The organism is Streptomyces apricus, from assembly GCF_008369065.1.
In the GTDB taxonomy this organism is placed as follows: Bacteria; Actinomycetota; Actinomycetes; order Streptomycetales; family Streptomycetaceae; genus Streptomyces; species Streptomyces apricus.
On the sequence record NZ_VDFC01000047.1, the window covers coordinates 451,130 to 475,874 of the forward strand.

Below are 24,745 nucleotides of genomic sequence, written 5' to 3' on the forward strand. Positions count from 1 at the left end.
GCTGTGGGCGGCGGGGGTGTGCGTCGCGGCGGCCGGGGGCGCGCTGGTGTTCCTGCTGCTGCGGACGGTGGGCGTGCCGGTGGCGGCCGCGCTGACCGGGCAGGCGCTGTACTACGTGCTGCCGACGGGCACGACCGCGATGCGGCCCATGGCCGAGGGCACCATGACGGCGCTCACGCTCTCGGCGCTGCTGGGGTGCGCGCTGGTGCTGCGCGGGCGGCGGGCCGGTGCGGTGGTCGCGCTGTCGCTGGCCCTGCTGTTCACCGTGAAGCACTCGCAGGCGCTGTTCCTGGCGGTGTGCCTCGCGGCGGCGTGCGCGCTGATCGGCGTGCACCGCAGGCGGTCCGGCCGACCGGTCGGGGACGATGTGAGGACGCTGCTGAAGGTGACGGCGGGGGCGGCCGCGGGCACGGTCCTGCTCGCCCGCCTGCTGCACTACCCGTCCGAGTCGGACAGCCTCCAGGACCTGCTCACCGACCACTTCCTGCGGCCGGACCGGGAGCGGCCCTGGCAGGAGTTCGTCCGCCTGGAGGTCAACTTCTGGGTGGAGTGGCTGCGGCGGCAGCTGCTCGCGCCGCTGTTCCTGGTGCTGGKGGGGGCGGGTGTGTTCGGGGCGCTGCGGCGGTGGCCGGCGTTCGGCGCGCTGCTGCTGGGCGCGGGCGCCACCGGGCTGCTGAGCACCGCGGCCCACCCGGACATCGCCATCGACCGCCTGCTGGTGATGGTGTGGCTGGTACCGGTGGTGGGACTGCCGCTGCTGCTCGCCCCGTCCCCGGGGGCTGCGCCCCCGGACCCCCCTGTCGCGCTGCGCGCTCCCGCGCAGTTCCCCGCGCCCCTGAAAGGGGCGCGGGGAACTGCGCAACGGGGGTTCGGGGGCGCAGCCCCCGAGTAGGACTACTCGACGACGAGCTCGACCGGGATGTTGCCGCGGGTCGCGTTGGAGTAGGGGCACACCTGGTGCGCCTGCTCGACCAGCTTGCGCCCGGTCTCCGCGTCGACGGACTCGGGCAGCTCCACCCGCAGGGTGACCGCGAGGGCGAACCCTTCCCCCTGCTTGCCGATCCCGACCTCCGCGGTCACCGCGGCGTCGCTGACGTCGACCTTCGCCGACCGCCCCACCACCGCGAGCGCGCTCGCGAAACAGGCGGAGTACCCGGCGGCGAACAGCTGCTCCGGGTTCGTGCCCTGCCCGCTGCCGCCCATCTCCGTCGGGATCCCCAGCTGCAGGTCGAGCTGCCCGTCGGAGCTGTAGGCACGGCCGTCACGGCCGTGGGTGGCGGTGGCTACGGCGGTGTAGAGCGCGTCCATGGAAACCATCCCTCTCGAAGTCCTGCGAGTCCTGCTGAAAGCCTTGCCGGATACGAGTAGAGCACACAATTAAATTGTGCACAACTGAATGACGCGCACGGGGTATCCTGAAGCCATGACCACGACGCCCGCGTCCGCCCCCGCACAGGACGACGACTTCCTCCGCCTGGACCAGCAGATCTGCTTCAGCCTGAACGCCGCCGCGCGCGCCTTCGGCGGCCTGTACCGCGTCGTCCTGAAGGACCTGGGCCTCACCTACCCGCAGTACCTGGTCATGCTCGTGCTGTGGGAGCACGGCGGGCTGCCGGTGAAGAAGGTCGGCGAGCACCTGCGGCTCGACTCCGGGACGCTGTCCCCGCTGCTGAAGCGGCTGGAGACGGCCGGCCTCGTACGGCGCGAGCGCAGCGCCCGGGACGAGCGGTCCGTGACGGTGGAGCTCACCGACGAGGGCGCGGCCCTGCGGGAGCGGGCGCTGCGCGTCCCGCGCCGGATCGCCGCCGCGACGGGGTTCGAGCTGGCCGAGATCGAGGACCTGCGCTCCCGCCTGGACCGGCTGACGGGCACCCTGGACGCGGCGGCCCTGGAGGAGACCCCGGCCTGCGAGTGAGCGCACACCCCTGCGGCAGACCCTGCGCCGCCGGTTGATCTTTACGGGTGACAGGCCCGCTTCCGGGCGATATGCACCGGACTGCGGCTTACGATCACCGGGATGAAGCTCCGCACCCTCGCCGCCTCCTGGGCGGCCACCCGCGCCCTGATGCTCTGGCTGCTCCTCCAGGACGGGCGCGCCCCGCTCGGCACCGGCGGCGTCGCGCGCGAGGTGCACGAGCTGTACGCCCGCTGGTACGGCGTGCTCGCCGGCGGCTCGTTCCCGGCCGGCGACCGGCTCTGGCAGTACCCGCCGGGCGCGGGCCCCGTCCTGCTGTCGCCCGGGCTGCTGCCGGGGCTGACGTACTTCGAGGCGTTCGTGGTCCTCACCCTGGCCACCGACCTCCTGGTCACCGCCGTCCTCGCGCGCGCGGGCACGCGTGCGGGCCGCAGCCTGCGCGGGGCCGGGCTCTGGACGGCGGCCCTGCCGCTCCTGCTGCACATCCCGCTCGCGCGCTACGACGTGCAGGTCACCGCCCTCGCGGTCCTCTCCCTGCTGGCGCTGTCGCGCTCCACGCGCGCGTGCGGCGCCTTCGCGGCGCTGGGCGCCCTGGTGAAGGTGTGGCCCGCGCTGGCGCTGATCGGCACGCCCCGGGGGCGTACGACGAAGGAGGCGTGGACGTCGGCCGCCGTCACCGCGGGGGCGCTGCTGCTGGTGCTCGCCGCCCTCTTCCGCGACCCGTTCGACTTCCTGCGCCAGCAGAGCGGCCGGGGCGTGCAGATCGAGTCGCTCGGCGGGACGGTCCTGTCCTTCGCGCACCACGCGGGCTGGCCGGGGACCGTGGGCTACCGGTACGGGGCGATGGAGTTCACCGGCCCGTACGTCCCCGCGGTGGCCGCGGCCTCGCTGGCGCTCACCGTGGCCGCCCTCGCCACCCTGCTGCTGTGGCGGCTGCGCGCGCGGCGCTGGACGCCGGCCACCCCGTACGACGCCGCGCTCGCCGCCGTGCTCCTGTTCACCGTGACGAGCCGGGTCATCAGCCCCCAGTACCTGGTGTGGCTGATCGGGCTGGCCGCCGTGTGCCTGACCTCCCGGCACACCACGCAGCGCCCGGTGGCGGCACTGGTCACGGCGGCCGCGGCGGTCAGCGCCCTCGCCTACCCCGTCCTGTACGACGACGTCGTGGCCTGCTCCTGGACGGGCTCCCTGGTGATGCTCGTGCGCAACGGCCTGCTGGTGACGGCCGCCGGACTCTCCTTCCACCGCCTGTGGACGGCCACGGTCCGGCCCGCCGCACCCGCGGGGACGGGACCCGCGCACGACGCGCACCTCCTCCCCGCGGAGACAGCGAGCGCCCCTTAAGGGAAAAATGCCCGCATTAACTACTATTGCGTCCCGTGGAAGCCGTACGAGCCATGCAAGCCAGAACACCGCACCGGCCCCGGCCGCACCCGGCGCAGGTGTGCGTCGTCGTGATCGGGTACGACGACGCCGGCCACGTGACCGACGCGGTGCGCTCGGCCCTCGCGCAGGGGCCCGCCGTCCGCGAGGTGGTCGCCGTGGACGACTGCTCCACCGACGGCAGCGCCGGCCTCCTGGAAGGTCTCGCGCGCGACGAGCCGCGCCTGAAGGTGGTCCGCCGCACGGTCAACAGCGGCGGCTGCGGCAGCCCGCGCAACGACGGCGTCGACGCCGCCACCGCCCCGTACGTGATGTTCCTGGACAGCGACGACGTCCTGCCGCCCGGCGCGGTCGACGCCCTGCTGGGCGCGGCCGTCCGGCACGGCACCGAGGTCGCCGGCGGCCTGTGCGTGCGCCGCGAGCTGCCGTCCGGGCGCGAGGTGCCCTGGCAGCCCGAGCTGTACGCCAGGGCCGCCCTGGTGGCCGATCCGTCGCGGCGCCCGCGCCTCGTCCACGACACGCTGTGCGTCAGCAAGCTGTACCGCACCGACTTCCTGCGCGCGCACGGCATCCGCTTCCCCGAGGGGCACTTCCCCTACGAGGACTTCGTCTTCACCGCGCGCGTGCTGGCCGCCCGCCCGCGCATCGCGCTGGTCCCGGACACGGTGTACGTGTGGCACGTGCGCCGCGGCGCCGGGCGGCTGTCGATCTCGCTGGACCGGTCCGGCGTCGACAACTGGCGGGCGAGGCTCACGGCGCACGCCCAGGCGTACGACGTCCTCCTCGCCGCCGGTGAGAAGAGGACGGCCCGGGCCTCGCGGGTGCGGTTCCTCGACCACGCCCTGCGGATGTACGCGCGCGAACTCGAACTGCGCGGGGCCCGGTACCGGCGGGAGTGGTGGGACCTCACGCGCGCCCACCTCGCGGCGTTCGACGCGGCCGACTTCGCGCTCGCGCCCGCGCCGGGCCGGGTGGTCGCCCAGGTGGTGCTGGCCTCGGAGAAGCCGCGCGACCTGGCCCGCCTCAAGGAGGTGGCGGCCCGTCCGGCCCGGCTGCTGCCCCCGTACGCACGCGCCGTGGACGGTACGCCGGTCTGGTCCGCCGACCTGCCCCGCGTCACCCTCGAACACCTGCTGGTGCGGCCGGTGCGCCTGCTGCCCGTCGCCGTCGACGCGCAGCTGCGGCCGCGCGTACGGGGCAGTCTGCTGCGGCTGCGCCTGCACGAGCTGTACGGGCGGATGGCGGACGCGGGGCCGGCGTCCGTGGACGCGGAGTTCGTGAACCGCCGGGACGGCACGACGGGGGCCACGCTCACGGCCTCCTTCCGGCCGGACGGCACCGGCGCCTCCACCGGCAGCACCGCCTCCGGGCCCGCCTCGTGGACCGCCGAGACGCCGGTCGACCTCCCGGCGCTCGGCCCCGGCACCTGGGACCTGCGGCTGTGCCTGCGCTTCCGCGACGGCACGGTCCGCGAGACCACCGCGCACGCAAGCGCAGGGCCTGGCCTGCTGCGCCGCACCGCCGTGCCGAGCGCCCGGCACGGCATCCTGCTCGTCCAGCCGTACGCGACCCACGCGGGCTCGCTCGCCCTGCGGACCGCACCCGGCCTGCGCGGCGCGGCGGCGGCACTGGACCGCAGACTGAGGCGGCTGCGGCTGCCGAGATGGCCGGGGCTCCTGCGGCGGCTGCGGCACTGATCCGCAACCGGCGCCACTCCCGCGTCGTATTCATATCCGTACGGGCACGCGCAGCCCGAGGCACACACGAGGGGACGGCAGCAGATGACCTGGCTGATCACCGGCGGCGCCGGATACATCGGGGCGCACGTCGTCCGCGCGATGACCGCGGCGGGCGAACGGACCGTGGTGTACGACGACCTGTCCACCGGCATCGCCGACCGCGTCCCGGACGGGGTGCCGCTCGTTGTCGGCTCGACCCTGGACGGGGAGCGGGTCGCGCGGGCGCTGCGGGACCACGCCGTCACCGGTGTGGTCCACCTGGCGGCGAAGAAGCAGGTGGGCGAGTCGGTGGAGCTGCCGCTGCACTACTACCGCGAGAACGTGGAGGGGCTGCGGGTGCTGCTGCAGGCGGTCACGGCCGCCGCGGTGCCGTCGTTCCTGTTCTCGTCCTCAGCGGCGGTGTACGGCATGCCCGACGTCGACCTGGTGACCGAGGAGACGCCCTGCGCGCCGGTCAACCCGTACGGCGGGACCAAGCTCGCGGGCGAGTGGCTGGTGCGTGCCACAGGCCGGGCGCACGGCCTGTCGACGGCGTCCCTGCGCTACTTCAACGTGGCGGGGGCGGCGGCCCCCGAACTGGCCGACACCGGCGTCTTCAACATCGTCCCGATGGTGTTCGAGAGGCTCACCGCGGGCGAGTCCCCGCAGATCTTCGGCGACGACTACGACACGCCGGACGGCACGTGCGTGCGCGACTACATCCACGTCGTCGACCTGGCGGAGGCGCACGTGGCGGCCGCCCGGCGGCTGGCCGCGGCCCCCGGCACCGACCTGACCCTCAACATCGGCCGCGGGGAGGGGGTCTCGGTGCGCCGGATGATCGACCGCATCAACGAGCTCACCGGCCACGCGCTCGAACCGGTGGTCGGTCCCCGCCGCCCGGGCGACCCGGCGCGGGTCGTCGCCGCGGCCGACCGCGCCGCCGCGGAACTCACCTGGAAGGCCCGGTACGGCCTGGACGACATGATCACGTCCGCCTGGGAGGGCTGGCTGCGCCTGCACCCGCCGGCCGACCGGGCCTAGGACCCACCGCAGCCGGACCGGACCGGGAGCCGGACCGGATCGAGCAGGACCGGGCGGCGCCGGACCGGAAAACGCACTCGCCGCGGGCCGGACATCGTCCTGGGCCGCGGCGAGAGTGCTCCGACGGGACCCGTCAGAGCTTGTCCATACGGGTGTAGGGGCTGACGATACGGGCCTGGCGGGAACCGAAGTCGACGAGCATCGCGATGCCCTCCTCGACGCCGACGATCCTGCCCAGGCCGAACTGGTCGTGCGTAACACGGTCACCCAGGGCGAAGTGCTTGGCGACCGGGACAACCGGAGCTTTGAAGGGACTGGTGGACAGGTGGCGCCGGGGCGCGGATGGCTTCGTCATCGTGATGCCAGTATGCGCCCCCGCGGGGCCCGGGAGTGAGGCGTGGATGACAACGATCCGGCCGCTACAGGGCTCCGCGGCCCTCCGGCAGGGACCCGGGAACGGACGCCGGAACGCACGGATCCGCAGGTGGAGCGCGGGTCCCCGCCCGCCTACAGCGCCCTGAGCGCCGCCGCCGTGGCCCGCGTCAGACCCTCCAGATATCCCTTCGGCGGTTTCGGCCCGCGGACCACCACGGCACGCCAGTAGAGCGGCCCCGCGATCACGTCGAGGGCCAGCTCGCCGTCGGCGTCCGCGCCGATCTCACCGCGCGCCCGGGCTGCCTCGACGATGCCGTTCGCGACGCCCGCCTGTCCTTCGCGCAAGGCTTTCTGGAGCGCCTGCGCCATCTCCGGGCTCCGGGCCGCCTCGGCCTGCAGATCGGGGACGACCTGTGAGGCGACGGGGTGACGCAGGGCGCGCGAGGTGACCTCGTAGAGCAGGCGCAGATCGCCCTCCAGGGTGCCCGTGTCGGGCGCGGGCAGCCCCTGGACGGCCATGGCGGAGACCAGGTCCAGGACCAGGTGCAGCTTGGAGCGCCACCGCCGGTAGACGGCGGTCTTGCCGACGCCCGCACGGCGTGCGATGCCCTCGATGGACATGCGCGCGTACCCGACGGCCGCGAGCTCCTCGAAGACGGCCGCCCTGATCGCCTCCGTGACGTCCTCCCGGAGCACCGCGGCCCCGGCGGGGGCCCTGCGGCGCGGCGGCTGCGGGTTCCCGGCCGCCTCTGCGTTCGTCGTCATGCGGACCAGCATAGGCGGGCGCCGGCGACCGGGATACGTGGCGACGAAACGGTTGCGTCCCGACGTCGAGTCGCCCTACGCTCGCGTCACGACGATACGGTCCCGTCCCGACGTAAACCCTCCGTCCCGTCCCACCTCCCTCAAACCCCTCCCGAACCCCTCCCGAGTGAAAGCAGCGGATGTGAGTCAGGTGCTCGACACACCTCCCCCGGCCTCGGCGTCGCCCGGCCCGGATCCCACGGATCCCGCCGCCCTCGCCGCCCGGTACGGCCTCACGGTCAGCGGCGCGCGGCCCTCCCTGCCCGCGTACGTCCGCCAGTTGTGGGCGCGCCGGCACTTCGTCACCGCGTTCGCGACGGCCAAGCTGACCGCCCAGTACAGCCAGGCGAAACTCGGCCAGGTCTGGCAGGTGGCCACGCCCCTGCTGAACGCGGCGGTCTACTACTTCGTCTTCGGCGTCCTCATGGGCACCAGCCACGGGGTGCCGGACTACGTCCCGTTCCTGGTCACGGGCGTGTTCGTGTGGACGTTCACGCAGAGCTCGATCATGGCGGGCACCCGGGCGATCTCCGGCAGCCTCGGCCTCGTGCGCGCCCTGCACTTCCCGCGGGCGGCGCTCCCGGTGTCGTACGCGCTGCAGCAGCTCCAGCAGCTGCTGTTCTCGATGGTCGCGCTGGTGGTGATCCTGCTCGGCTTCGGCGTGCCCGTCGGCCCGTCGTGGCTGCTGGCCGTACCGGCGCTGACACTGCAGTTCGTGTTCAACGCGGGGGTGGCGATGGTGGTGGCGCGGATCGGCGCGAAGACCCCGGACATCGCGCAGCTGATGCCGTTCGTGCTGCGGACCTGGATGTACGCCTCCGGTGTGATGTGGAGCCTGGACCGGGTGCTCGGCGACCACGGGGACATGCCGCGGGTGGTGCTGCTCGCCCTGGAGTGCAATCCGGCGGCGGTCTACATCGACCTGATGCGGTTCGCGCTGATCGACACGTTCCACGGCGGGCAGCTGCCCCACCACGTGTGGGCGCTCGCGGCCGGCTGGGCGCTGCTCGCGGGCGTCGGCGGGTTCATCTGGTTCTGGCAGGCGGAGGAGACGTACGGACGTGGCTGAGCAGAGCATGACCGGTGGGGGTTCCGGGGCGGCCGGACGGGTGCCGACCGTCGTCGCCGACCGCGTCGACGTCGTCTACCGCGTCAACGGCACGGGGGCCGGGCGGGGCAGCGCCACCGCCGCCCTCAACCGCATCCTGCGGGGGAAGAAGGCCGAGCGGGCGGCGGGCGTGCGCACGGTGCACGCCGTGAGGTCGGTGTCCTTCACCGCCTACCGCGGCGAGGCCATCGGCCTGATCGGCACGAACGGGTCGGGCAAGTCGACGCTGCTCAAGGCGGTCGCGGGCCTGCTCCCCGTCGAGCGCGGGCGCATCTGCACCGACGGGCAGCCCTCGCTGCTCGGCGTCAACGCGGCGCTGATGAACGACCTGACCGGCGAGCGCAACGTGTATCTCGGCGGGCTGGCCATGGGCATGTCCCGGGAGGAGGTCAGGGCCCGCTACCAGGACATCGTCGACTTCTCCGGCATCAACGAGAAGGGCGACTTCATCACCCTGCCCATGCGCACGTACTCGTCCGGGATGGCCGCCCGGCTGCGCTTCTCCATCGCCGCCGCCAAGGACCACGACGTCCTGATGATCGACGAGGCCCTCGCGACGGGGGACCGCTCCTTCCAGAAGCGCTCCGAGGCCCGGATCCGGGAACTGCGCAAGAGCGCGGGCACGGTGTTCTTGGTGAGCCACAACAACAAGTCGATCCGCGACACGTGCGACCGGGTGTTGTGGCTGGAGCGAGGAGAACTACGGATGGACGGCCCCACGACAGAGGTCCTGAAGGAGTACGAGGCCTTCACAGGCGGCGGAAGGAAAGCCCCGTAAGGGGCGCGGGGAACTGCGCGAGCAACCACGACGCGCCCGCAGCCGACGAACAACCGGAAGCTCACCGCTCAAGAAACCCGAACAACCCCTCCCACCGCCGCACGATCTCCGCCGGCGCATACCGCTGGACATTCACCCGCGCCCGCTCCCCCATCACGTCCCGCAATCCCTTGTCCGACATCAACGTGTCCAGGCGGCGAGCCAGCTCCCCCGTGTTGCCCACCGCGGCGAGCAGCCCGTCCTCCCCGTCCCGGACGATCTCCCGCACACCGGGCGCGCAGTCGAACGCGGCGCAGGGCAGCCCCGTCGCCATGGCCTCCATGAGGGCGAGCGGGAAGCCCTCGCCCCGGGACGACTGGACGAAGACCGAGCCGGCGCGCAGCGCGCCGGGGACGTCGTCCGTGCGGCCCATCCAGTCGACGGAGCCGTCCAGTCCCAGGGCCGTGCACCGCTTCCTCAGCATCTCCTCGTCCTCGCCGGAGCCGTGGATCCGCAGCCGCCAGTCGGGGTGGCGCGGCGCGACCTCCGCCCAGGTGTCGAGGAGCATGTCGATGCCCTTCTGGTCGTGCAGCCGCCCGATGCTGACGACCGCCTTCTCCGTGCGCGCCGACGGCACCTGCGGCATGAAGGGCAGCGGGTTCGGCAGGTAGGAGGCGTTGTTCAGGCCCTGCCCGATCCACAGGTCGGCGTCCTCGCGGGTCAGCGCCAGCATCCGGTCGACGTCCCGGTACCACCTGCGCACGCGGTGGAAGCGCGAGGACGCCCTGGAGTACGCGTACGACTCGTGGCTCATCCCGATCACGGTCAGGCCGCGCGTGTCGGCCCGGGCGACCCACTCCATGGCCCACACCTGCGTGACGATCACGACCGCGCCGGGCCGCGCCGCCCGGAACAGCGCGGTGAGCTTCAGGGCCTCCTCGCGGATGCTCGCCTCGCGCGCCCGGCCGGGCCGCGGCGGCTGTCCGGCGTACAGGGTCGTCATCGGGTACGGGACGGCGCCCAGCTCCTGCGGGACCGCGGACGGGGTGATGCCGACGACGTGCAGGCGGTGGCCGCGCGCGGTGAGGAGCCGGGCCATCTGGTGCGACCAGCTGGTCACCCCGCCCAGCTCGTCGACGCTGTTGGAGACGAGGAAGACGTCCCGCCGCGGATCCGCATCCGCGGTCACGGGGCCGTCCACGAGGCCGTCCACGGCGGTCATGCGCGCCTCCAGTGTGCGAAGAACTCGTCGACGACGCTGCGGGCCGCCGTCCCCTTGTCGTACTCGCCGAACTCCGCCACGAACCCCTTGCGGGCCTCCTCGTACTTCACCGCCTGCTCGTCGAGGGAGGCGAGGGCGACGTACAGCTCCTCCTCGGTGCGCACGACCGGGCCCGGTGCCCGCTCCAGCAGGTCGAAGTAGGTGCCGCGGCCCTCGTGCACGTACTCCTCGTAGTCGTACGCGAAGAAGAACATCGGGCGGCCGAGGAGCGCGTAGTCGAACATCACGGACGAGTAGTCGGTGATCAGCCCGTCGGCGAGGGCGAGCAGCGGGGTCACGTCGTGGTGGGCCGACACGTCCAGGACGCGCCCACGCACGGACGGCGGGAGCACGACGTGGTCGAGGTAGTGCGAGCGCACCAGCAGGACGTAGCGGTCGCCGAACTCGTCGGCGAACCGCTCCACGTCGAAGGGCAGCTCGAAGCGCCGCCGCTTGCCGCCCCGGTGCCGGAAGGTGGGCGCGTAGAGCAGGACGGCCCGGTCGTCGGGGATGCCCAGTTCGGCGGCGAGCGGTCCGCGCTCACGCCGGCCGGTCTCCTCCTCCAGCCGCCCGGCCCGTACGAGCTCGTCGTTGCGGGGGTAGCCGACGCGCAGCAGGGTCCGCTCCTTGAGGCGGAACGCCCTGGCGAGGGTGCGCACGTCGTGCTCGGAGCGGATCAGGAACCGGTCGAAGCGGTCGAGGACGCGCTGCTGCTCCTCCTGCGCGGCCCGGGACCTGAGCTTCCACTCCGGCTCGTCGAAGCCCATCCGCTTGAGCGCCGAGCCGTGCCAGGTCTGCAGGTACGTGGTCCGCGGGCGCTTGGTCAGCTTCAGCGGGTAGCTCTGGTTGTCGATCCAGAACTCGGCCCGGGCCAGCGCCTTCAGATAGGGCAGCGACCAGCGGCGCACGAGCGTGGCGTCGGCCGGGAAGCCGGCCGGCCCGGCGCCCGCGTACGACCACACGGCCTCGAAGTCGAGGTCCTGGCGCCGCATCTCCTCGTACAGGGCCTTCGGGCTGTCGCTGTACTGCCGGCCCAGGTGGCTCTCGAAGACGACCAGGCGCTTCTTCACGGGCAGCCGGCTGAACACCTCGTGGTAGATCCGGATCTTGGTGGGCCCCGAGGTGAGCTTCTTGCGGGCCGCCCTCGCCTTCCGGTACCCGGACTTGACCAGCCTGCCGGGCGTCCCCCGCACGCCCCGTACGACCAGCTCGTCCACCTTCTCGCGGGTCAGGACCCGGAAGGCGAGGTGGCCGCGGGCGGAGACCTCGGGAGTGACGCGGCCGGCGACCAGCCGGGTGAGCCGGGGCCGGACCGGCGCGTCCCCGACGGCCAGGCCGGGTTCGCAGGCGGTGAGGCGGGTGGTGGTGCGCACCCCGTCGACGCCGAGACGCAGCCGTACGTCCCACACGGCGTCCACGACACCGAGGGGCCGCAACCCGCGCGCGAGGTCGGCGGACGCCTCCCAGGCGAGGGACTCGCCCTCGTGCCGCAGGGTGCGCACGGGGAAGCGGAAGGTCTGCAGGCGCACCCCCTTCCTGCGGGCCGCGAACTCCAGCTCGCCGGTGAGCCGCGCGCCGGGCGGCACGACGCCCAGCGGGTTCACGATGCGCCCGGTCAGCCGGACGGTCCCCGCGCTCGCCTCGTACCCGGTGAGGACGTTGCGCAGGAACATCTTCTCCAGGGACTTGGTGTGGTGACCCAGTTCGGTGACGTCGAGGACGTGGCGGGCGAGGGCGCGCTCGGCCGCGTCGCCGTCGTCGAGGTGGCGGGCGCACCAGTACACGCGGCCGTCCCGCTCGACGAGGGGCGAGGAGATCTTGTCGCGGTTGGTGAGGGTGTCCACGGCCGGCAGGAGGTTGTCCCAGTCGCTCCTGCGCAGCAGGTAGGCGCAGATCGCGTGGACGGGTTCCACCTCGTCGAGGGCGGCCCGGTCGAGGGACTCCAGGTACGCGCGGGCGATCCCGGCGAACTCCTCCCGGTAGGAGGCGTCCCGGAACGGCAGGTCGCGCAGGTGCAGGACGAGGTCGTGCTTGAGGAACTTGACGTCCTTGCAGAACTTGAGCTCCGCCAGGCCCCGGTCGGCGAGCAGGCGGTCGACCCGCCGGTGGATCTCCATCCGGTGCGCGAAGTTGGCGATCTCGGCGCGGCGGTTGCTGATCGACCTGGTCGTCCCCTTGTCCACGACGTTCCAGTCGTAGACGCGGTTGGGGATGAGGGTGATGCGGCGGGCCGCGACGTACGCCTGTGCGGAGAAGAGCAGGTCCTCGTAGTGGATGCCGACCGGGAATTCGAGCCCCTGTTCCAGCAGGAAGGCGCGGCGGTAGCACTTGTTGGTCGACAGGGTGTCGAAGACCAGCAGGTCGGGCAGCTCGGAGATCGACTCCAGGGTGCGGGTGCGCGTGTACAGCCAGGGATACCACTTGACCTCCTTGCCGCTGCGCGCGTCGACGTGGACGCGTACGCACAGTCCGGAGACGAGGTCCGCGCCGGTCGTCTCGGCCGCCTCCAGCATGTTCCGGCAGGCGTTGCGCTCCAGTACGTCGTCACTGTCGAGGAAGAGGACGTAGGTGCCGCGGGCCTGCCGGATGCCGTGGTTGCGGGGGGCGCCGCAACCGCCGCTGTTCTCGTCCAGCCGGTGGGCGCTGACGCGGCCGGGGTGGCGCCGGGCCAGGTCTTGCGCCACCTCGTACGAGCCGTCGGTGCTGTGGTCGTCCACGATGACGACCTCGACGCTCCGCAGCGTCTGGCGCAGCACGGAGTCCACGGCGGTGGGCAGCCGGGCCTCGTCGTTGTAGACGATCACAACGACGGAGACGTCCGGCCCCTGCGACAGATCCTCGTTCATCCCATTTACCCTAAATGGGACCTCAAGACAATCACGAACCGGTTAGCCCGACCGGACGCGAACCGGTTCTTTCGCCCCCGCCGCCCCTTCCCGTCCCGACCCTGGGGGCTGCGCCCCCAGACCCCCCTGTCGCGCTGCGCGCTCCCGCGCAGTTCCCCGCGCCCCTAGGTACCTAAGGGTTGTCCCGTAACTGCCGGTCACGGGTGAGATAATCTTGCTGTGTCTGGTGTGATCACGGCGTCGGAGCCCTCCTGGATAGGCCCGTTCACCGGCGAGGGCGAGGTTGTGCAGGCGGGCGATGCCGAGCGTGGCGTGGTGAACGCCGTCGCCTTTCAGGCGGCAGTCGCGGAGGATCTTCCAGCCCTTCATACGGGCGAAGACGTGCTCCACGCGGGCGCGGACCTTGCGGTGCGAGGCATTGTGTTCCTCCTTCCAGGCCGGGCGGCGGGGGCGAAAAACGAGAGAGGCACCCCCCGCCCACAGGGGTGCCCCTCCCTACAGCCGGACGCTACGAATGCGTGCGCAGCATCGTCCGCATCGTCCTCATAGCCACCGACAGATTCGCCAGATCGAACGCCTCGGACCCCTGAATCTCCTCCAGAGTCGTCCGCGCCCGCGCAAGAATCGCCGCGTTCCGCTCCTCCCACGCCTTGAACCGCTGCTCAGGCGTGGACGACCCGTTCCCCACGGCGAGCACGTCCGCGGTCAGCGCGGCGTGCGCCGCGTACAGGTCCTCCCGGATGGACGCACGGGCCATCGACTGCCACCGGTCCGCCCGCGGCAGCTCGATGATCCGGTCCATGAGCTGGGTGATCCGCAGCCGGTCGGCGAGGTCGTAGTAGACCTCCGCGACGTCCATCGGGTCCTTGCCCATGCGGTCGCCCACCGCGACGATGTCGAGCGTCGGGAAGGCCGACGAGAACCCGGCCACCCGCTGCGCCAGCTCGTCCGGCACCCCGGCCCCGGACAGCTCGTCGTAGATCTGCTGGTACCACTCCAGGTCCGCGCCCCGCACCAGGTTCGGCAGCTCGTTCCAGACCTGCGTGACCCGCTCGCGGAAGAAGTCGATCGTCTCGGCGAGCTGGATCGGCTGCGGCCGGTTGTTGAGCAGCCACCGCGTGCCGCGCTCGACGAGCCGGCGCGAGTGCAACCGGATCCGGGTCTGGACCGCCGCGTCGACGGTGTTGTCGAGCGCCTCCACGGCGTCCCACACGGCGCTGGAGTTGAAGATCGCGCGGGCCGCGGTCTGCGCCCGGACGATCTCCTCCAGCGAGGCCCCGGTCTCCTCCCGCAGGCGGTGCAGGAAGCTGGTGCCACCGGTGTTGACCGTGTCGTTGACCAGCACGGTCGTGACGATCTCGCGCCGCAGCGGGTGGTTGTCGATCTGCTCGGCGAACTGCTTGCCGAGCGCGCCCGGGAAGTACGCGTGCAGCAGGCTGCGCAGGTACGGGTCGTCGGGCAGCGACGTGCGCAGCAGCTCGTCGGAGACCGTGATCTTCGTGTACGCGAGGAGGACGGCCGTCTCCGGCTGGGTCAGCCCGTGCCCGTTGCTGAGCCGCTCCTTGATCTGCCGCTCGGTGGGCATGAACTCCAGCGCGCGGTCGAGGTGGCCCGCCCGCACCAGGTGCCGCAGGTAGCGGTGCTGGGCGTGGAGCATGCTGGGCGACTGGGCGAGCGCGTTGGCCAGCGCCGTGTTCTGCGCGTAGTTGTTGCGCAGGACCAGCGTGCCGACCTCGTCGGTCATCTGGGCGAGCAGCTTGTTGCGCTGCTTGACGGTCATGTCGCCGTCCCGGACGACCGTGTTGAGCAGGATCTTGATGTTCACCTCGTGGTCGGAGGTGTCCACGCCCGCGCTGTTGTCGATGGCGTCGGTGTTGACCTTGCCGCCGGACTGCGCGAACTCGATGCGCCCGAGCTGGGTGAGGCCGAGGTTGCCGCCCTCGCCGACGACCTTGACCCGCAGGTCGGCGCCGTCCACCCGGATCGCGTCGTTGGCCTTGTCGCCGACGTCCGCGTGCGTCTCGGTGGACGCCTTCACGTACGTGCCGATGCCGCCGTTCCACAGCAGGTCCACCGGGGCCGTGAGGATGGCGCGCATCAGGTCGGCGGGGGTCATCTTGCCGACGTTGCCCTCGATGCCCAGGGCCTCGCGGATGTGGCTGTTGAGCTGGATGGCCTTGGCCGTACGGGGGAAGATGCCGCCGCCCTGCGACAGCAGCTCCTTGTCGTAGTCGGCCCACGAGGAGCGCGGCAGCTCGAAGAGGCGGCGCCGCTCCGCGTACGAGGTCGCGGCGTCCGGGCGCGGGTCGATGAAGATGTGCCGGTGGTCGAAGGCGGCGACCAGGCGGATGTGCTCGGAGAGCAGCATGCCGTTGCCGAAGACGTCACCGCTCATGTCGCCCACGCCGACGACCGTGAAGTCCTCGCTCTGGGTGTCGACGCCCAGCTCCCGGAAGTGCCGCTTCACGGACTCCCAGGCGCCGCGGGCCGTGATGCCCATCTTCTTGTGGTCGTAGCCGGCCGAGCCGCCGGAGGCGAAGGCGTCGCCGAGCCAGAAGTTGTACGACTCGGCCACGCCGTTGGCGATGTCCGAGAACGTCGCCGTGCCCTTGTCGGCGGCGACCACCAGGTAGGTGTCGTCCCCGTCGTGCCGTACGACGTCGGAGGGCGGCACGACCTCGCCGGCCACCATGTTGTCGGTGATGTCGAGCAGCGCCGAGATGAAGGTCTTGTAGCTGCGCACCCCCTCGGCCATCCAGGCGTCACGGTCCACCGCCGGGTCGGGCAGCTGCTTGGCGACGAACCCGCCCTTGGCGCCGACCGGCACGATGACGGTGTTCTTGACCATCTGCGCCTTGACCAGGCCGAGGATCTCCGTGCGGAAGTCCTCGCGCCGGTCGGACCAGCGCAGCCCGCCGCGCGCGACCTTGCCGAACCGCAGGTGCACGCCCTCGACCCGGGGCGAGTACACCCAGATCTCGTACGCCGGACGCGGCGCGGGCAGGTCCGGGATGGCCTGCGGGTCGAACTTCATGGAGACGTAGTCGTGCGGCACGCCGCCGCCGGCCTCCTGGAAGAAGTTCGTGCGCAGGGTCGCCTTGATGACGGTGAGGAAGGAGCGCAGGATGCGGTCCTCGTCGAGGCTGGCCACCTGGTCGAGCGCGGCGTCCAGCTCTTCGAGGAGGGCGTCGGTCAGCTCGTTGCCCGCGCGCTGGCGGTCCGGCGACATGCGCGCCTCGAAGAGCGAGACGAGCAGCCGCGTGGTGTGGACGTTGCTGCGGAGGGTGTCCTCCATGTAGTCCTGGCTGAAGGTCGAGCCGGCCTGGCGCAGGTACTTGGCGTACGCGCGCAGCACCATCGCCTGGCGCCAGTTCAGCCCGGCGCTCAGGACGAGGGAGTTGAAGCCGTCGTTCTCGGCGCGCCCGGTCCAGGTCGCCGCGAAGGCCTCCTGGAAGCGCTCGCGGGCGTCGTCACCGAGGTGGTCGCCGCTGCCGGTGGCCGAGGCCGGCAGCCGCAGGCCGAAGTCGTAGATCCACGCGGACGCGCGGTCCGGGCAGCGCAGCTCGTAGGGCCGCTCGTCGGTGACCTCGACGCCCAGCCGGGACAGGACCGGCAGGACGGCGGACAGGGAGACCGACTCGCCGATGCGGTAGATCTTGAAGCGGCGCTCGCCGGGAGCGGCGCCGACCGGCTCGTACAGGCTGAGGTCGAAGTCCTTGCCGTCGCCGAGCTCCTCCAGGCGGACCAGGTCGGCCACCGCGGTGCGCGGGTTGTGGTCGGCCTTGTAGCCCTCGGGGATGACGTTGGCGTAGCGGCGCAGCAGCTCGGCCGCGCGCTCCTCGCCGCACTCCGCGTTCAGGGCCTCGGAGAAGCCGTCGGCCCAGGAGCGGGCGGCCTCGACCAGGCGCGCCTCGATGCGGTCCTTGTCGGCGTCGCTGAGCTGCGGCAGCTCGGTGCCCTGCGGGACCCGGACCACGAAGTGCAGCCGGGAGAGAATCGATTCGGTGTTCCAGGCGGTGAAGTCGACGCTGATGCCGCCGAGCTCCTCCTTGAGGATGTCGATGATCCGCAGGCGCACCCCGGTGGTGTACCGGTCGCGCGGCAGGTAGACGAGCGCCGAGTAGTAGCGCCCGTACTCGTCCTGGCGCAGGTAGAGCCGCAGCCGGCGGCGCTCCTGGAGGTAGAGGACGGACGTGACGATCGCGCGCAGTTCGTCGGGCGGCGTCTGGAAGAGCTCGTCGCGCGGGTACGTCTCCAGGATCTGCAGGAGGTCGCGGCCGTCGTGGCTGTTGGGCGAGAACCCGGCCCCGCGCAGGACCTCGGCGACCTTGCGGCGCACGACGGGCACGCGGCGCACGGACTCGGTGTAGGCCGCGGAGGAGAACAGGCCCAGGAAGCGCCGCTCCCCCACCACGTTGCCCTCGGCGTCGAACTTCTTCACGCCGACGTAGTCGAGGTAGGAGGGCCGGTGCACGGTGGCGCGGCTGTTGGCCTTGGTGAGCACGAGGAGCTTGTGCTCGCGGGCCTTGGCGCGGGCGTCGGCGGGCAGCCGCTCGAAGGACGGGCTGACGGGGTGGCTCTCGTCGTCGCCGTGCCGCGGGTCGGAGCGCAGGATGCCGAGCCCGGTCCCGGCGACGGCGCCCAGCGAGTCGTCCTCGTGCAGCTCGTACTCGCGGTAGCCGAGGAAGGTGAAGTGGTCCTCCGCGAGCCAGCGCAGCAGCTCGCGGGCCTCCTCCACCTCCTGGTCGCGCAGGTCGTCGGCGGTGGGCTCCTTGGGCAGCTCGTCGGCGATGCGCAGCGCCGAGTCGCGCATCTTCTCCCAGTCCTCGACGGCCTCGCGGACGTCGGACAGGACGCGCAGCAGGTCCGCGGTGATCTGCTTCAGGTCGGCGCGGTCGGTCTCGCGGTCGACCTCGACGTGGATCCAGGACTCGACGCAGGCGTCGTGCGGGAGGTCGCCGGTGGGCCGGTGCTCCATGACCTCGACGAGCTTGCCGGTGACGTCGCGCCGCACCACGACCTGCGGGTGGATGACGACGTGGATGCCGCGTCCCTGCCGGGACAGCTCGTTGGTCACGGAGTCGACGAGGAAGGGCATGTCGTCGGTCACGACCTCGACGACGGAGTGGCTGCAGGTCCAGCCGTTCTCCTCGACGGTCGGGGTGTGGACCCGTACGTTGGCCGTGCCCTGGGGGCGGTTCTCGGCCAGCCGGTAGTGCGAGAAGGCGGCGCCGAAGACGTCGACCGGGTCGCGGTCGGCGAGGTCCTCCGGGGCGGTGTGCAGGTAGTAGCGCTGGAGGAACGCGAGCACTGTGTCCCGGTCAGGGGTGGCGCCCTCGTCCGTCTTCCCGGTCGGTAGATGCCCCCCGACCGGGCTGTTCTCAGCAACCCGGGCGGCCCGTTCGAGCAGCTCGGCCTTGGCTTCGTCCAGCTTGGTCTGCATTGTCCTCTGGCTCCTGTCGCGCGCCGTTGCGTGACGTCGTTGAACATGAAGTGACGTAGCGCCGCGACGCGGGGTGTCCGGTCTGATCCGACGCTATGCCGCGATGAGAGATGAGCGGGGCGTTATCGGCCATTCTCGGCCGCTCCGGAGGCTGTGACGCTGCTCTCGGTGCCCGATGCGGGACGGCCCGCCCGTGGGGACCAGCGACCGCCCGGTCACGGATGTGGTCCGTGTCGTCCGGGCGCAGGGCAGGGGCAGCGATGCCCCCGCGACGTATCGCGCTGATCACGTGTCAAGGCTATCGCCCTCGCGGGGGGCCACGTCACGAGCTGCATGTGTACAAAAGAGGGGTCACCTTTTTGACACTCTGCACAGTTCCTCCCGTCCGGAGCGCCGGGAGGGTCCCGGATCGCCCCGCCGCAGTGGCCCGGCTCACACCGTGGCGCGCCCGGCCCGGGTCGCGCTCACGCCGCCAGCCACTCGGCCACCGTCACGGCTTCCGTCAGGGTGTCCACCACCGGCACTCCGACACCTTCCAGACTGGCCCTGCTGTGCGAACCACCCGTGTAGAGCACGGCCTTCGCCCCGACGTGCCGCGCCGCCACGGCGCCGTCCGCCGCGTCCCCGATCACCACCGTGCGGGCGGGGTCCACACCGGTGAGGGCCTCCAGGTGCCGCACCATGTGCTCGGCCTTGCTGCCGCCGGAGGGGCCGGTCCGCCCGTCGATCCGCAGGAAGTGCGGCTCGATCCCGAACCCGCGCACCAGCGGGACGAGTTCGTCGTGCCCGTACATGCTCAGGATGGACTGGCTCCGCCCGGCCGACCCCCACTGCGCGAGGAGCCCGGGCACTCCGTCGGCGAGCCCGCACCCGACCCGGTGCTCCGCGTAGTACCGGTGGAAGATCGCGTCCATGACCTCCCACTCCTCGTCCGACGGCAGCCGCCCGATCAGCCGCTCGTAGAACTTCGGTACGGGGACGCAGTACAGCTCCCGGTACCGCTCCAGCGTGATCGGTGGTATGCCGAGCTCGGCGAACGCGGCGTTCGTCGCACCGATGATGGCCTCGTTGTCGTGGAACAGCGTCCCGTTCCAGTCCCAGACGATGTGTGTCGCTCCGTGCGTCCCCATGTCCAGAAAGTACCCGCCGCCACCGACAAAGCCTCCTCCTGCGCTTCGAGCGCCCGCTGGAGGAGGTGTCAGGAGAGGGTGTCAGGAGGGGGGTGTGTCAGTCGTCGAGCCCCACCAGATTCGGGATCTCCTGGGTGGCGAACCACAGCAGTTCGTGGTCCTCGGCCCCGTCCACGGTGAACTGCGCGTCGTCGTCGCCCCGGTCGGCCGCGCCCAGCGCGTCCGCGGCCGCCGCCACGTCCGCCTCCGCCTCGTCCGCGTCGACGTGCACGGCCGCCGCCCTGGCCAGCGCCACCGGCCCGCCGACCCGCACCTCGCCGAGGGAGGCGGGGMCCGGGCCCGCACCGGGATCGGCGGCCGCGGCCCCGTCCGGCACGTCGACGGCGACGACGATCCGCCGGCGTGGGCCACCGGCGTCGAGCGCGACCAGCCGCAGGGAGGCGAGCGCGGCCCGGTTCAGCGCCGCGTACTCCAGCTCCTCGATGTCGTCGGAGAGGTACCACTCGCGCAGCGCGGGCGTGACCGCGTACGCGGTGAAAGGACCGTGCCCGAGCTCACCCGTCTTGTACGCCTCGGCGAGACCGGGGAGGGTCAGGGGGACGTAGACGCGCATCGCTGGCCGCTTTCGTAGAGGTAGTCCGTGGGCGGGTTCCGCACCTCCCGGGGGTCCTCAGGATACGTGCGGACGTCCCCTTTCGAGTCGCCGCCCACCCCCGGTAACCGTCCACCGGCCCCGTACGCCCCCGCGCGGCACMCCCTCCGGACCGCGCCCCACCGACCTGTTCGCGGAGCGGCTCGTCGAGGTGCTGAGCGGCCGGCGCCCGGTCCACTGCATGCTCCGGCACACGGCCGGGCGTGCCTACGACGAGCTGGCCCACCTCGCCGAACGCGGCCTCCTGCGCACCCACGGCGCCCGTCCGGTGGTCCGGGACATCGGCTACTACGTGCCACGCTCGGGCGCCATCGAGGCCTTCGCCCGCATCGGCGCCGGCGACCAGCTGCGCGCCCTGGCCTRCCGCCTGGAACAGGGCCAGGACCTCCGCTGGCGCTGCACAGCAGTAGAACTGGCAGTCCCCCGCCCACCCACCTGAGGGGCCCTCCAGGGCCCCGTAAGGGGCGCGGGGAACTGCGCGCTCAACCACAACGCACCCGCACCTGACAAAGCCCCTCCAGCCCCTCAGGGGCGCGGGGAACTGCGCGACAAGCCCCAACGAACCTGCACCCGACAACGACCGGCAAGCCTCTCCAGGGGCGCGGGGAACTGCGCGCTCAACCCCCACGCACCCGCACCCGACAACACCAGGCAAGCAACAAGAAGGGCCGGGCACCCCGGTGCCCAGCCCTTCACCGCCTAACCCGCGGAGCGCACCGTCACTTCTTGCGCCGCCGCCCACCCTTCTGCTGCTTACGCCGCTCCGCCCGGGTGAGCCCGTCGGACTCGGACCGCACCGGCTCCCCGTCCGTGGTGAAGTCGCCCTCGACGACCCCGCCCTCCCCGTCCACGGTCGGCGCGGAGAAATGCAGCCGGTCCGGCCGCTGCGGCGCGTCGAGCCCCTTGGCCCGGATCTCCGGCCGCACACCGCCGGAGGCGCCCGCACCCGCCGGCACCGCGTCCCGCTTGTCCAGCGACGGCGCCGCGTCCGCGACCGGGACCTCCTCGACCTGCTGCTCGACCTGGACCTCCAGGTTGAACAGGTAGCCGACGGACTCCTCCTTGATGCCGTCCATCATGGCGGTGAACATGTCGAAGCCCTCGCGCTGGTACTCCACCAGCGGGTCCTTCTGGGCCATCGCCCGCAGGCCGATGCCCTCCTGGAGGTAGTCCATCTCGTAGAGGTGCTCGCGCCACTTGCGGTCCAGGACCGACAGCACGACCCGCCGCTCCAGCTCCCGCATGATCTCGGAGCCGAGCTGCTCCTCGCGGGCCGCGTACTGCTCGTAGATGTCGTCCTTGATGGACTCGGAGATGAACTCGGCGGTCAGACCGGCGCGGTCACCGGCCGCCTCCTCCAGCTCCTCGACGGTGACCTTCACCGGGTAGAGCTGCTTGAAGGCGCCCCACAGCCGGTCCAGGTCCCACTCCTCGGCGAAGCCCTCCGCGGTCTCCGCGTCGATGTACGCGTCGATCGTGTCGTTCATGAAGTGCTGGATCTGCTCCTGCAGGTCCTCGCCCTCCAGGACCCGGCGCCGCTCGCCGTAGATGACCTCGCGCTGCCGGTTGAGGACCTCGTCGTACTTGAGGACGTTCTTGCGGGTCTCGAAGTTCTGCGTCTCGACCTGCGACTGGGCGGAGGCGATGGCCCGGGTGACCATCTTGTTCTCGATCGGCACGTCGTCCGGGACGTTCGCCATCGACATCACGCGCTCGACCATCTGCGCCTTGAAGAGCCGCATCAGGTCGTCGCCCAGCGAGAGGTAGAAGCGGGACTCGCCCGGGTCGCCCTGACGGCCGGAACGGCCGCGCAGCTGGTTGTCGATGCGGCGCGACTCGTGCCGCTCGGTGCCCAGGACGTAGAGCCCGCCGAGGTCCTTGACCTCCTCGAACTCCGCCTGCACGGCCTTCTCGGCCCGCTCCAGGGCGGCCGGCAGCGCCGCGGCCCACTCCTCGATGTGCTCCTCGGGGTCGAGGCCGCGCTGGCGCAGCTCCGCCTCGGCGAGGTCGTCGGGGTTGCCGCCGAGCTTGATGTCCGTACCGCGGCCCGCCATGTTCGTGGCGACGGTGACGGCGCCCCTGCGGCCGGCCTGCGCGACGATCGTGGCCTCGCGGTCGTGCTGCTTGGCGTTGAGCACCTCGTGCTGGATGCCGCGCTTGCTGAGCTGCTGCGAGAGGTACTCGGACTTCTCGACCGAGGTGGTGCCGACGAGGATCGGCTGGCCCTTCTCGTGCTTCTCGGCGATGTCGTCGACGACCGCCTCGAACTTGGCGACCTCGGTGCGGTAGATCAGGTCGGACTGGTCCTTGCGGACCATCGGCCGGTTGGTCGGGATCGGGACGACGCCGAGCTTGTAGATCTGGTGGAACTCGGCGGCCTCGGTCATCGCCGTACCGGTCATGCCGGAGAGGCCCGGGACCTCCTTGCCGTTGTGGTCCTGGCGCTTGTAGAGGCGGAAGAAGTTCTGCAGGGTGATCGTGGCGAGGGTCTGGTTCTCGTCCTTGATGTCCACCCCTTCCTTCGCCTCGATCGCCTGGTGCATGCCCTCGTTGTAGCGGCGGCCGGCGAGGATACGGCCGGTGTGCTCGTCGACGATCATGACCTCGCCGTCGAGGACGACGTAGTCCTTGTCCTTCTTGAAGAGCTCCTTCGCCTTGATGGCGTTGTTCAGGTAGCCCACCAGAGGGGTGTTGACCGACTCGTAGAGGTTGTCGATGCCCAGCCAGTCCTCGACCTTCGCGACCCCCGACTCGTGGATGGCGACGGTGCGCTTCTTCTCGTCGACCTCGTAGTCGCCGGTCTCCTCGATGCCCTTGAGGGTGTTGCCCGCCTCGCCCTTCTTCAGGCGCGTGACGAGCTTGGCGAAGTCGCCGTACCACTTGGTGGCCTGGTCGGCGGGGCCGGAGATGATCAGCGGCGTGCGGGCCTCGTCGACGAGGATCGAGTCGACCTCGTCGACGATCGCGAAGTTGTGGCCGCGCTGCACCAGTTCGTCCTGGGACCACGCCATGTTGTCGCGCAGGTAGTCGAACCCGAACTCGTTGTTCGTGCCGTACGTGATGTCGCAGGCGTACTGCTCGCGGCGCTGGGCCGGCGTCATGTTGGCGAGGATGCAGCCGACGCTCAGGCCCAGGAACTTGTGGACGCGGCCCATCATCTCGGAGTCGCGCTCGGCCAGGTAGTCGTTGACCGTGATGAGGTGGACGCCCTTGCCCGACAGGGCGTTCAGGTACGCGGGCAGCGTGCCGACGAGGGTCTTGCCCTCACCGGTCTTCATCTCGGCGACGTAGCCGAGGTGCAGGGCGGCGCCGCCCATCATCTGCACGTCGTAGTGGCGCTGGCCGAGGACGCGCTTGGCCGCCTCACGGACGGTCGCGAACGCCTCGGGCAGCAGGTCGTCGAGGCTCTCGCCGTCGGCGTACCGCTGCTTGTACTCGTCGGTCAGGGCTCGCAGCTCGGCGTCGGAGAGGTCAACGAAGTCCTCTTCGATGGAGTTGACCTGGTCCGCGATGCGGTGCAGCTTGCGCAGGATCTTTCCTTCGCCTGCACGCATGATCTTCGAGAGGACGGACACGGGGGTTTGTCTCCTTGCCGGTCGGGCCTGGGACGGTCGGTTTCAGTGGACGGATTTAAATCACAGCTTGAGCAACGGCCATCGTAAGCGAGGACCCCACCGCGCCGGGAGGTCTGCATGTGACAGCCGATGAGACAACGGGCGGGGGGCGCGGAAGGTGCCGCGCCGCCGCCACGAAAGGTGACGGCGCCCTCACGGACCGCAAAAGGGATGGCCTTCCGCACCCGGGCCCGAGCAGAATCGGCCGATGGACCCCGTCACACTGACCTCCGAGCGACTGCTGCTGCGCACGGTGGGACCCCGCGACACCGACGCCGTGTTCGATGCCGCCCAGGATCCCGACATCCAGCGCTGGACCACGATCCCGTCGCCCTACCTGCGCGAGCACGCCGCCGGCTTCACCGAGCAGCTGGTGCCCGACGGCTGGGCGGACGGCTCCATGTTCACCTTCGGCGTCTTCCTGCCCGCCGGCGGCGAGCTCGCCGGCATGCTCGGCATCACGATGCGCGCCCTGGGGGTCGGCGAGATCGGCTTCTGGGCGACGAAGGAGCACCGGGGCAACGGCTACATCACCGAGGCGGCGCTCACCGCGTCCCGCTGGGCGTTCACCCGGTGCGCCCTGGACCGCGTCGAGTGGCGCGCCGAGGTGGGCAACACGGGCTCCCGCGCGGTCGCCGAACGCGCCGGCTTCACCGTCGAGGGAGTCCTGCGCTCCGCCCTCAACAACAAGGGCG

17 protein-coding genes and 2 pseudogenes are annotated in these 24,745 nt (G+C 71.7%); 9 read left to right on the forward strand and 10 right to left on the reverse strand.

Annotated elements, in window-relative coordinates; all coding sequences use genetic code 11:
• Window positions 1-892: pseudogene (locus FGF04_RS28440) on the forward strand (hypothetical protein); the annotation flags it as partial.
• Window positions 893-894: 2 nt separating this feature from the next.
• Here FGF04_RS28440 and FGF04_RS28445 read toward each other — a convergent pair.
• The gene (locus FGF04_RS28445) at window positions 895-1,308 is read right to left on the reverse strand and encodes an organic hydroperoxide resistance protein (protein ID WP_149514179.1); all 414 of its coding nucleotides are present in this window, start codon (window positions 1,306-1,308) and stop codon (window positions 895-897) included.
• A gap of 115 nt (window positions 1,309-1,423) precedes the next feature.
• On the opposite strand from FGF04_RS28445, the gene FGF04_RS28450 reads away from it, so the two are divergent.
• From FGF04_RS28450 to galE, 4 genes are all read left to right on the forward strand, one after another.
• Complete coding sequence (locus FGF04_RS28450; RefSeq protein WP_149514180.1) at window positions 1,424-1,915, forward strand: MarR family winged helix-turn-helix transcriptional regulator; 492 nt, start codon at window positions 1,424-1,426, stop codon at window positions 1,913-1,915.
• A 102-nt stretch (window positions 1,916-2,017) separates the two neighbouring features.
• On the forward strand, window positions 2,018-3,259 hold the full coding sequence (locus FGF04_RS28455) for a glycosyltransferase 87 family protein (RefSeq protein ID WP_149514181.1): 1,242 nt from the start codon (window positions 2,018-2,020) through the stop codon (window positions 3,257-3,259).
• 53 nt (window positions 3,260-3,312) lie between these two features.
• The gene (locus FGF04_RS28460) at window positions 3,313-4,995 is read left to right on the forward strand and encodes a glycosyltransferase family 2 protein (RefSeq protein WP_149514420.1); all 1,683 of its coding nucleotides are present in this window, start codon (window positions 3,313-3,315) and stop codon (window positions 4,993-4,995) included.
• 84 nt (window positions 4,996-5,079) lie between these two features.
• Complete coding sequence (galE, locus tag FGF04_RS28465; protein ID WP_149514182.1) at window positions 5,080-6,060, forward strand: UDP-glucose 4-epimerase GalE; 981 nt, start codon at window positions 5,080-5,082, stop codon at window positions 6,058-6,060.
• A gap of 133 nt (window positions 6,061-6,193) precedes the next feature.
• On the opposite strand, the gene FGF04_RS28470 is transcribed toward galE, so the two are convergent.
• Window positions 6,194-6,415: a hypothetical protein gene (locus FGF04_RS28470; RefSeq protein ID WP_055517933.1), complete on the reverse strand. Its 222-nt coding sequence runs from the start codon at window positions 6,413-6,415 to the stop codon at window positions 6,194-6,196.
• 152 nt (window positions 6,416-6,567) lie between these two features.
• On the reverse strand, window positions 6,568-7,200 hold the full coding sequence (locus tag FGF04_RS28475; protein WP_408055680.1) for a TetR/AcrR family transcriptional regulator: 633 nt from the start codon (window positions 7,198-7,200) through the stop codon (window positions 6,568-6,570).
• Window positions 7,201-7,381: 181 nt separating this feature from the next.
• Between FGF04_RS28475 and FGF04_RS28480 the strand changes: the two genes are divergently transcribed.
• Window positions 7,382-8,308 (forward strand): ABC transporter permease, encoded by a 927-nt coding sequence (locus tag FGF04_RS28480; RefSeq protein WP_149514184.1) that lies wholly within the window; start codon window positions 7,382-7,384, stop codon window positions 8,306-8,308.
• Window positions 8,309-8,315: 7 nt separating this feature from the next.
• On the forward strand, window positions 8,316-9,125 hold the full coding sequence (locus FGF04_RS28485; protein WP_149514421.1) for an ABC transporter ATP-binding protein: 810 nt from the start codon (window positions 8,316-8,318) through the stop codon (window positions 9,123-9,125).
• 61 nt (window positions 9,126-9,186) lie between these two features.
• Here the strand turns inward: FGF04_RS28485 and FGF04_RS28490 are convergent, their stop codons facing one another.
• The 6 genes and pseudogenes from FGF04_RS28490 to FGF04_RS28515 all read right to left on the reverse strand — a co-directional run bounded on the left by FGF04_RS28490 (window position 9,187) and on the right by FGF04_RS28515 (window position 20,397).
• Window positions 9,187-10,326, reverse strand: coding sequence for a glycosyltransferase (locus FGF04_RS28490; protein ID WP_149514185.1), 1,140 nt, complete (start codon window positions 10,324-10,326; stop codon window positions 9,187-9,189).
• Window positions 10,323-13,211 carry a bifunctional glycosyltransferase/CDP-glycerol:glycerophosphate glycerophosphotransferase gene (locus FGF04_RS28495; protein ID WP_149514186.1) on the reverse strand — a complete coding sequence of 963 codons (2,889 nt, stop codon included), beginning with the start codon at window positions 13,209-13,211 and terminating at the stop codon, window positions 10,323-10,325. Before FGF04_RS28495 ends, FGF04_RS28490 begins: the two co-directional genes overlap by 4 nt.
• Before the next feature lie 267 nt (window positions 13,212-13,478).
• Window positions 13,479-13,706 (reverse strand): annotated as a pseudogene (locus FGF04_RS28500) (transposase); the annotation flags it as partial.
• 13 nt (window positions 13,707-13,719) lie between these two features.
• On the reverse strand, window positions 13,720-18,654 hold the full coding sequence (locus FGF04_RS28505; RefSeq protein WP_149514187.1) for an NAD-glutamate dehydrogenase: 4,935 nt from the start codon (window positions 18,652-18,654) through the stop codon (window positions 13,720-13,722).
• A 464-nt stretch (window positions 18,655-19,118) separates the two neighbouring features.
• The gene (locus tag FGF04_RS28510) at window positions 19,119-19,784 is read right to left on the reverse strand and encodes an HAD family hydrolase (RefSeq protein WP_149514188.1); all 666 of its coding nucleotides are present in this window, start codon (window positions 19,782-19,784) and stop codon (window positions 19,119-19,121) included.
• 97 nt (window positions 19,785-19,881) lie between these two features.
• Complete coding sequence (locus tag FGF04_RS28515) at window positions 19,882-20,397, reverse strand: DUF6912 family protein (protein ID WP_149514189.1); 516 nt, start codon at window positions 20,395-20,397, stop codon at window positions 19,882-19,884.
• Window positions 20,398-20,617: 220 nt separating this feature from the next.
• Between FGF04_RS28515 and FGF04_RS28520 the strand changes: the two genes are divergently transcribed.
• On the forward strand, window positions 20,618-20,875 hold the full coding sequence (locus FGF04_RS28520) for an Rv3235 family protein (protein WP_408055681.1): 258 nt from the start codon (window positions 20,618-20,620) through the stop codon (window positions 20,873-20,875).
• Window positions 20,876-21,155: 280 nt separating this feature from the next.
• On the opposite strand, the gene secA is transcribed toward FGF04_RS28520, so the two are convergent.
• Entirely contained in the window at window positions 21,156-24,011 is a 2,856-nt protein-coding gene (gene secA, locus FGF04_RS28525) for a preprotein translocase subunit SecA (protein WP_149514190.1), read from the reverse strand.
• Between the two features lie 247 nt (window positions 24,012-24,258).
• Here secA and FGF04_RS28530 point away from each other — a divergent pair.
• Window positions 24,259-24,745 (forward strand): GNAT family N-acetyltransferase (locus tag FGF04_RS28530; protein WP_149514422.1); only part of this gene is annotated, 487 nt, incomplete at its 3' end.

Bases quoted from the DNA above. Each gene is read 5' to 3' on its own strand.
- FGF04_RS28445 (WP_149514179.1), bottom strand. From the start codon at position 1,308: ATGGACGCGCTCTACACCGCCGTAGCCACCGCCACCCACGGCCGTGAC.
- FGF04_RS28450 (WP_149514180.1), top strand. From the start codon at position 1,424: ATGACCACGACGCCCGCGTCCGCCCCCGCACAGGACGACGACTTCCTC.
- FGF04_RS28455 (WP_149514181.1), top strand. From the start codon at position 2,018: ATGAAGCTCCGCACCCTCGCCGCCTCCTGGGCGGCCACCCGCGCCCTG.
- FGF04_RS28460 (WP_149514420.1), top strand. From the start codon at position 3,313: ATGCAAGCCAGAACACCGCACCGGCCCCGGCCGCACCCGGCGCAGGTG.
- galE (WP_149514182.1), top strand. From the start codon at position 5,080: ATGACCTGGCTGATCACCGGCGGCGCCGGATACATCGGGGCGCACGTC.
- FGF04_RS28470 (WP_055517933.1), bottom strand. From the start codon at position 6,415: ATGACGAAGCCATCCGCGCCCCGGCGCCACCTGTCCACCAGTCCCTTC.
- FGF04_RS28475 (WP_408055680.1), bottom strand. From the start codon at position 7,200: ATGACGACGAACGCAGAGGCGGCCGGGAACCCGCAGCCGCCGCGCCGC.
- FGF04_RS28485 (WP_149514421.1), top strand. From the start codon at position 8,316: ATGACCGGTGGGGGTTCCGGGGCGGCCGGACGGGTGCCGACCGTCGTC.
- FGF04_RS28490 (WP_149514185.1), bottom strand. From the start codon at position 10,326: ATGACCGCCGTGGACGGCCTCGTGGACGGCCCCGTGACCGCGGATGCG.
- FGF04_RS28495 (WP_149514186.1), bottom strand. From the start codon at position 13,211: ATGAACGAGGATCTGTCGCAGGGGCCGGACGTCTCCGTCGTTGTGATC.
- FGF04_RS28505 (WP_149514187.1), bottom strand. From the start codon at position 18,654: ATGCAGACCAAGCTGGACGAAGCCAAGGCCGAGCTGCTCGAACGGGCC.
- FGF04_RS28510 (WP_149514188.1), bottom strand. From the start codon at position 19,784: ATGGGGACGCACGGAGCGACACACATCGTCTGGGACTGGAACGGGACG.